An 8,183-nucleotide genomic window follows, 5' to 3' on the forward strand; every position below is an offset into this window, starting at 1 on the left:
GCGTCCAGCGGTTGTGCGAGGTCCTGGGCGTCGCCCGTTCCGGGTACTACGCATGTGAGGCTGAACCTGTGGAGTGGACACCCTGACAATGGATCTTGATGGTCCAGGAAGGGATGTCCAGGTGGGACGTAGGTCTCCGTATCCGGAGGAGTTCAGGAGGGACGCCGTCGCCCTGTTCCGGGCGGCCGCGGGTGCGCGGACGTACTCGGCGGTGGCAGCGGACGTCGGGGTGACCGGCGAGACGCTGCGGTCCTGGGTACGGCAGGCGGACGAGCAGGCCGGTCGCGGCGAGCGCGGCCAGGCCACGGAGGCGCCGGGCGAGGAACTCGCCAGGCTCCGGACGGAAAACACCCGGCTGCGCAAGGCGGAGGCCGAGTGGCAGCTGGAACGCGAGATTCTGCGCCGAGCAGCCGCCTATTTCGCGCGCGAGGTGAAGTGAACCCTCGCCGCTGGGACTTCATCTCCGACCACCGTGCCCTGTTGGGCGTGAAGCGGCTGTGCCGGGTCTTGAACGTGTCGCGGTCCGGCTACTACCGGCATCTGGCCGGCGCCGGAGCCCGCGCCGAGCGGGAAGCGGCCGACCGGATGATGGTCGAGGAGATCCGCTCGATCCACGCCGCACACGGTGGTTCCTACGGTGCCCCGCGGGTCCACGCCGAGCTCCAGGCGCGCGGGCAGGTGGTCAACCGCAAGCGCGTGACCCGGCTGATGCGCGTCAACAGCATCGTGGGCCGGCACCTGCGGCGCGGCAAGCGCACCACGATCGCGGTCCGGTCCGCCACGGCCGTGCCGGACTTGGTCGCCCGCGACTTCACCGCGGCCGAACTCGATGCGAAATGGTGCGGGGACATCACATACGTGCCGGTCGATAGGACGTGGCTCTACCTCGCCACGGTGATCGACGTCTGCTCGCGGCGCGTGGTGGGCTGGTCGATCGCGGACCACATGCGCACCTCGCTGGTGACCGATGCGCTCGAGATGGCCGTCGCCGCCCGCGGTGGCCACGTCGGCGGAGTGATTTTCCACGCCGATCACGGATCGCAGTACATGTCCAGGACCTTCGCCGAGGTCTGCCACCGGCACGGCATCCGGCGCAGCACTGGACGTGTCGGTTCGAGCTACGACAACGCCCTGGCTGAGTCGTTCTTCCAGGGACTGAAGCGAGAGCTGCTGCACGGACGCGCCTGGTTCTCCAAGACGCAGACCCGGCTGGAGCTGTTCCGCTGGCTCTCGTACTACAACAGGCGCCGACGCCACTCCAGCCTCGGCTACCGCACCCCGATCGAGTTCGAACAACACCTCACACAACCGCGTACGCTGACCCTTGCAGCGGCATGAACCGGTGTCCACTCCCCGGGAGCAACCTCACACAATGGCCGCACCGAAGGCGTCAACACGCGAACCAAACGGATCATGAGACAGATGCACGGCCGAGCCGGGTTCCCTCTACTCCGCCACCGCATCCTCCTCCAGTGACCACCACACAGCGTTACCACCGATTACGGAACAGAGCCCAGCGACTGGTGTATCTCGTGTTGTGTGAGTTACCGGCGGCCCGCGCAGCCGATTTGGTGAGTCGGGTGCGCGGGCGTTCGTTGCATGGCGCGTCGCGAAGGTGTTACGCGATGTAACCGGTGATGGCGGTCCGATTGTGGGTACCGGTGGCGCCCTGAAGGTTCACTGCGGTGACGGTAGCCCAGGTGGCGTCGGTGTTGCGGGCGGTCCACAGCAGGCGGTTGTCGCTTGTGGTGACGGTGAACTGGACCTGGTTGTCGACCTGGGAGGCGCTGATGGAGGTGGCGGTGAGGGTGCCCCAGACGCCGGTGAGGTTGGCGAACGGCTGCCAGGTCCGGTTGGCGTGGCGGATGGTGTGGAACTGCTGGGTGCCGTTGCTGACGAGTACGGCAACGTGGGCCTCGCTGCCCTCGCCGGCGAGGGTAACGCCGCTGATCGGGCCGGTGGCTCCGGCGGCCTGGGCGATGTCGCCCCAGCTGGCCCAGGAGCCGGCGGTGTTGCGGATGGTGTGGTAAGCCTTTCCGCCTGCGACGGCCACGAGCTGCAGCTCTCCCCCGACGCTTGCGATTGCCGTGGTCGTGACGGTGGCCAGCGGGCCTGTCACGTTCTGCACGTCGCCCCAGCCGCTCCAGCTGCCGCCGGCGTTGCGGACGGTGTGGTACACCTTGCCGCCGGCGACGACGACGACGTGGAGTTCCCAGCCGATCGAGACGGCGGACACCTGCGTGATGTTGGCGAGCGGCCGTCCGGCCCCGGTCAGATCGGTCTTCGGGGCGACCACGCCTGCAGTTGATCCGGGGTACTGCGGGAAGATGACGGAGTGCCACAGATGTCCGTCGCCGCCGAGGGCCACGATCTCGGTCTCATTGTTGATCCCGGCTTCGGCGAAGGCCGTCACCCCGCCGGTGGTGCCGGTGCTGGCCTGGATGTCCTTGAATGTTGTGTAGGTGCCGTCGGCGAGGCGGATCGCGCGGTACAGCGCACCGTTGTCGCCGTTGACGAGAACGGAGGCTTTCCAGCCTGCTTCCGCTGCGCGGACGTCCTGAAGCCAAGAGGCGACGCCCTCGGTTCGTACGGCGTAGGCGCCGGTGCGGGTTTCGGCGGGGTCGGTGCCGAGGCAGCCACCCTGCCAGGAGCGGCTGCTGACCGCGACGAGGGCGGGCTTGCCATTCTCGGTGTGCCAGACGGGGCCGCCGGCATCGCCCTTGCAGACGGTGGCGCCGGGAGTTTTGGCAGCGAGGTCGATGCCGGCCGGGGCGGTCGTGTCGACGGTAAAGGTCGCGGTGTGGGACTTGGTGGGGACCCATTCGGTCTTGGTGCGGCCGAAGCCGATGCTCTGCAGATCCTCACCGGTGATCGGCGCGGTGGTGGAGAGGGAAATCGGGGTGATGTCGGTAACTGGTGTGGCGAGGCGAGCCAGGACGAGGTCCCGGTCGGTGCGGGGGACGAGCTTGACGACGTCGCGCACCTGCCCGGTGGTGCTGGTCAGGTCACCGCGGCCGATGGTGGCGGTGGTTTTGTCCTTCGGCGCGCCCGGGGCGAGTGCGGAGGCCTGGTCGGGAGTGTCGGTGAAGCAGCTGGCGGCGGTGATGACCCACAGGGGGTCGACCAATGCGCCGGTGCAGGAGCGCTTGTCGGTGCCGATGGCGAGCTTGGCCGCGAAGGGCTGTTCGGGAGCGGGGCCGGTGGCGGGCCCTGCGGGACCGGTGGAGGTGATCTCCACGAGGGTGCCCTCGCGGCCCTCGGGGTCGGCTGCCTCGCCGATGGCGGTCCAGAGGTTCTTGTTGACGCTGACCGTGCTGGTCTCGCCGTTGGTGGTCACGTTGGCGGTGACGTCGTGGGTGCCGTCGCCGTGGATGCCGGTTGCCCGGGGGATCTCGAGGCTCAGGTAGCCGCGGCTGCCGGTGGCTTGGAAGCATATGTCGCTCGCGCCGCGGGCCTTGACCGTGATCTGGCCGGAGCCTGCGGCGCAGGCGGCAAGCGTGATGTTGCCGTTGCCGCGCTTAAGGAGGATGCCCCGCTCGGCGAGGATCTGCGCGGCATCGGGGTAGGAGAAGTCCTCGACGGCGCCGGCGGCCGAGGACGGTGAGGCGGCGTCGGCTTGGGAGACCCCTACCGTGCCGGGCAGCACTGACAAGAGGAATGTTGCCGCTGTTGCGGCGATAAGTCGCGAAGAGGCCCTCATTGGGCTCTGTTCCCCCTTTTCTTGGACATGTGGTGTGGCAACCTCGGTTCTGCGGCTGCCGCGCTGGCCCTGCGGCTGGCTGCGGGAAACCGATGGGCCAGAGGCGGAGCCGGTGGCCTATTGATATCACCTGAGTGTGCCGTACGAGCGAGATTGTCATGTAACTTGCAAGCAAACCGCCCCAAAAAGGGTGATAGTGACTGATCGTCACCGAATCATGGTGATCTGCGTGGACCCGTCATATCGCCCAACTGTTCGCCGACGGCTCGACGGGGTTGATTGTGTGGGATTATGCGGCGGCCGGGGCGGCGAGCATGCTCCGGTCCGCAACCGATCTACTTTCGAGGGGATATGACGGAGCGAATAGCTCATAGTCGCCGCAATTCACCGTCCTGGAGGCTGCTGACCCGCTATCTGACAGCGGCCACCACCGCGCTCGCCTTGACCACGGGGCTGCTGGCGGCGCCTGCCGTCGCGGCGGACGCCCCGGGTGCGACGCTTGGCCCGCGCGGCGAGGCCGTCGCGGCGTGGAAGACGGGCGGAAAGGCCCTCAGGGCAGCCGCCGAGCAGGTGCTGGTTGGCTCGGACGCGCAGATCCAGGCGTTCTTGGACACCGGCCGGCGCATCGCGACCGAGGAAGACGAACGCCTGGCCGTTCTGAAGCTGCTCAACTCCAGTGGCCCCGGGGTGCGTCAGGCCGCCCAGACAGCCCTGGCCGGCACCGCCCAGGACATCCACACCTTCCTGCAGTCCGGCATCGCCGCACCCCGGAAGGAGGATCAGGAGGTCGCCGTCCTGCGAGCGATGAACAGCGGCGGCACCGCGGTCAAGGAAGCCGGCGAACGCGCTCTGAACGACGGCTCCGGCGAAGCACTCAACCGCTTTCTCACCATCGAGCTGAAGAAGGCACAGGCGGAGGACAACCAGGTCCAGGCGCTGCGCCTGCTGCACACCGGCGGCCCGCAGATGCAGCAGGCCGCCAGCGCGGCACTCGACGCCGGTCCGGAGGCGGTGCAGGAGTTCCTCAGTGAGGGGCAGTACGCGGCCCGCGCCAAGGACCAGGAACTCATGACGGTCGGCCAGTTGGTCGAGACAGCCCGTCAGAAGAGCGCGGAGGCTGTCAAGGAGACCGACGCGGCCAAGGATGCCTCTGCCCGGGCCGTGCAGGCCGCGCAGCGTGCCAAGGAAGCCGCCCAGAAGGCTGCTGCTGAGGCCGCCGCAGCCCAGGGCTCGGCTGCCCAGGCGTCCGCCGCAGCCGGCCGCGCGGCTGACGCGGCGCAGGTGGCCGCGGACGCCGTGCGCACGGCGATCAGCGCCGCCAACGCCGCCAACAGCGCCGCTCGCACTGCCGCCAGCGCCGCCCCGAGGGCCGCGGCGCGCCCTGCCGCCGCAGCGGCCGCAGCCGGAGACGCGGCAGCTCGCGCCTACCAGGCCGCCTCCGGCGCGGCCAGGGACAAGAACCAGGCCGCCGCGGCCAAGGACGCTGCCGTCAAGGCCCGCGACGCCGCAGCCAATGCCACCAGCGCCGCGAACGCGGTGCTGGCGGCCGCCAATTCCCTGAACGAGGCCATCAACGCCGCTCGCTCCGCGGCCTCGGCCAGCACCTACGCGGCAGACGCTGCGCAGGCCGCGGCCGCCGCCGGCGCACAGAGCGGCGTGGCCGCTGAGGAGGCCCAGCGGGCGAACGCGGCGGCAGACCGGGCCCGCCGTCTTGCGGCCACCGCGAACCGGGCCGCTGCCACGGCCGAGGCCATGGCCGTTAAGGCGCTGACCGCAGCCAACCAGGCCAAGGCCGCCGCCACCGACGCCGCCACACACGCCAGCGCCGCAGCCAAGGCCGCCGAGGATGCTGCCGCTGCTGCTGGCCAGGCAGGCAACTGGGCCGACCTGGCCACCCAGCACGCCACCGCGGCACTCGCCGCCGCCCAGAAGGCAACCGAAGCGGCGAACCAGGCATCCCAGGTCGAACAGAGCGCCCGCGAAGCGGAGACCGCCGCCCTGAACGCCGACCGCGATCTCGCCATCCAGGCCGCCGAGGAACTCAAGAAGGAATACACCGAGCAGCAGGCCACTGCCGCCTGGGAGCGCACCGAAGGAGCCCGCCAGGACGCGGAGACCAGACAACTCCTCACCGAGGCAACCACCGCCGGTACCGACCATGCGGCAGCCGTCACCAAGGGCCGCAAGGCCGCCCTGCACCTGATGGCCACCGGCTCGCCCTGGACGGCACGCGCCGCCGAAGCCGCCCTGTCCGGCACCGACGCAGACATACAGCAATGGCTCACCACCAGCCGTAAGACCGCGGCCGCCCAGGACGACTACCTCAAGATCGCCCACATGGCCGACAACGGCTCCGCCGACCTCAAGGCGGCAGCCCGCACGGCACTGACCAAGACCCCCGACGACTGGGCCGCCTTCCTCGAGACGGGCCAGCACACCGCCCAGGCCGACGACTACCGCGTTCAAGTCCTCAGCATCATCAACAAGGGAGGCAGGGCCGTCCAACAGGCCGGATCCGCCGCCCTGGACGCTAACACCGCCCAAGCCCTGCGCGCCTTCCTCGACACCGGCCAATTCACCGCCCAAGCAGAGGATGACCAGGTCGAAGCACTCAAGGCAGCCGGCAGCGGCGGACCGCACGTCCAGGCCGCAGCCCAGGTAGCCCTCGCAGGCCCCGCCCCCACCCTGCACGAATTCGTCACGGTCACCCGCTACGCCATGGCCCAACGGGACTACGACGACGCCGTCCACGTCGCCGAGGTCCGCCGCCTGATCGCAGAGGGCCAAACGGCCGCCGCCAACGCCACGAAGGACGCAGCCAAGGCGGCCGAAGCCGCAGCCACCGCACGCGGCGCAGCAACTGAAGCCACCGGCTACGCCGCCCAGGCCGCCGACTCGGCCAACCAGGCTCAGACCTACGCCGCCCAGGCCGCCGATTCGGCACACCAGGCCGACCAGTCAGCCAAGAGTGCTGCCGACTCGGCCGCCCAGGCCAAGAGCGCCGCCGCCTCGGCCGACAGCGCGGCATCGTCGGCAGCAACTTCGGCGCACCGGGCCAAGGCATCCGCTGTGCAGGCCCGTACGTACGCGGACCTGGCCTATGCCTCGGCTGACGATGCCCGGGCTTCTGCCATCGCAGCAGGAAAGGACGCCGCCCAGGCCGCCCAGGCCGCGCAGGAGGCTTCCGGGATCGCCGCCGAGAAGCAGAGGCAGGAGGACCAGGCACGCCGCACCGCCGAGAACGAGGCCGGACAGACACCCGTACCGGTGGGCGAAGACACCACGGTCCATGCCCTGGAAAAGTACGACAACGGCTCGGTCCTGCTGAACATCGGCGGAACCTGCCTGCTGAATGGCGTCGCCCTTCCCAAGGCCTTGGGAACCAGCTGCGAGTCTCTTTCCTCGCGCTTCGATGAATGGCTCGGAGACTGGGCGGGAGGAATATCCTGGGATTCCCTGGAGAACAACCCAAACGCCTCCGCCATTCTCCTTAACACGTTCTGTAACTATAAGGACAACAGGCCGTTCGGGGGATACGAGAACCGCGGAGCCTGTGGGCCGGACCTGCTGAAGCAGCTTGAAAGTACCCCGGTGACCCTTCTCATGTTGGAGAATGGAATGGGCTCCGGGCTCCGGGCGCTGCTTAAGCCCCTGGCGAAGCGCCTTGGCATCACCCTGCTGGAGGGCGCTCCGGCAATGACCAGGATCGCCGCCAACAGGGCAATATTCGAGAAGTATCTCACCGTCCTCCGCCAGGAGATGGCAAAGCCTTACACGCAGGACTCCGCCCTGACCAGTATGCTGGACAAGCTGTACCGTGCGAATGCCAAGATCGGCAGCGGTAGCACCGCCGCGGCGGTGCGCTATGAGAAGCTCACCGGGCAAGCGGTCGGCGGGGTATGGCACACTCAGAAGGCTACGGACGCCGTAGCCTTCCTGCAAAAGTGGCTTACAAATAATCCAACCGCAAGTGCCGGCGACCGTGCGGCTGCGGAGAACGTACTCCGCGATCTGCTCGATGCTCTGGGAGGATAAAATGGCGACGCCCGACTGGTGTCGACAGATACTTGCGATCAGTGACCTGCTATCCGTGGACGAAACTCTGCCAGGAACGCTCCTGGCGTCGAGTCTCGGGGATTCCTTCGCGAGCCACGCGCACGAGCTGACAACATTGCAGTGCGAGCAGGTGCTCGCCGTCATCGAGAACATGCTTGCTACTGGAAGCGAGCAGGACCGCGCGGCAGCGGCCACCGGATTCTTGGAAGCGCTGCTCGACGCCTGGGATAGAGGGTTCGAACTCCGAACCGTCTGGAGCAGTTTCGGCCCCATTTCCCGATCCTATTGCCTTGAATGGAATGAATTTTCGGGCATCGCTTCGCCGGAATGGATGCACGTCAAGGCCTGACGGCGCGTAATATTTCTATCCGGCTCCGATCGCGCCTTGCGCGATCATCGTTCGACCGGCCGCCAGCCGTTGCTGGCC

Annotated in this window: 4 protein-coding genes; 3 read left to right on the top strand and 1 reads right to left on the bottom strand. The window is 68.4% G+C overall.

Annotated elements, in window-relative coordinates; all coding sequences use genetic code 11:
• Positions 1-121: 121 nt before the first annotated feature.
• A protein-coding gene (locus ABD353_RS37845) for an IS3 family transposase (protein WP_344628270.1) occupies positions 122-1,338 on the top strand; the annotation gives its coding sequence in 2 pieces (ribosomal slippage) (positions 122-374 and positions 374-1,338; 1,218 coding nt in all).
• Between the two features lie 280 nt (positions 1,339-1,618).
• Here the strand turns inward: ABD353_RS37845 and ABD353_RS37850 are convergent.
• On the bottom strand, positions 1,619-3,646 hold the full coding sequence (locus ABD353_RS37850) for a trypsin-like serine protease (RefSeq protein ID WP_344628274.1): 2,028 nt from the start codon (positions 3,644-3,646) through the stop codon (positions 1,619-1,621).
• A 495-nt stretch (positions 3,647-4,141) separates the two neighbouring features.
• On the opposite strand from ABD353_RS37850, the gene ABD353_RS37855 reads away from it, so the two are divergent.
• Both ABD353_RS37855 and ABD353_RS37860 read left to right on the top strand, forming a co-directional pair.
• Positions 4,142-7,735 carry an ALF repeat-containing protein gene (locus ABD353_RS37855; protein ID WP_344628271.1) on the top strand — a complete coding sequence of 1,198 codons (3,594 nt, stop codon included), beginning with the start codon at positions 4,142-4,144 and terminating at the stop codon, positions 7,733-7,735.
• A 1-nt stretch (position 7,736) separates the two neighbouring features.
• On the top strand, positions 7,737-8,105 hold the full coding sequence (locus tag ABD353_RS37860; protein WP_344628272.1) for a DUF7674 family protein: 369 nt from the start codon (positions 7,737-7,739) through the stop codon (positions 8,103-8,105).
• Positions 8,106-8,183 lie beyond the last annotated feature (78 nt).

This window comes from Kitasatospora arboriphila (genome assembly GCF_039528095.1).
Lineage (GTDB): Bacteria > Actinomycetota > Actinomycetes > Streptomycetales > Streptomycetaceae > Kitasatospora > Kitasatospora arboriphila.

What these genes read in the sequence shown, in the direction of transcription:
- ABD353_RS37860 (WP_344628272.1), top strand. Translation starts at nt 7,737, where the DNA reads ATGGCGACGCCCGACTGGTGTCGACAGATACTTGCGATCAGTGACCTG.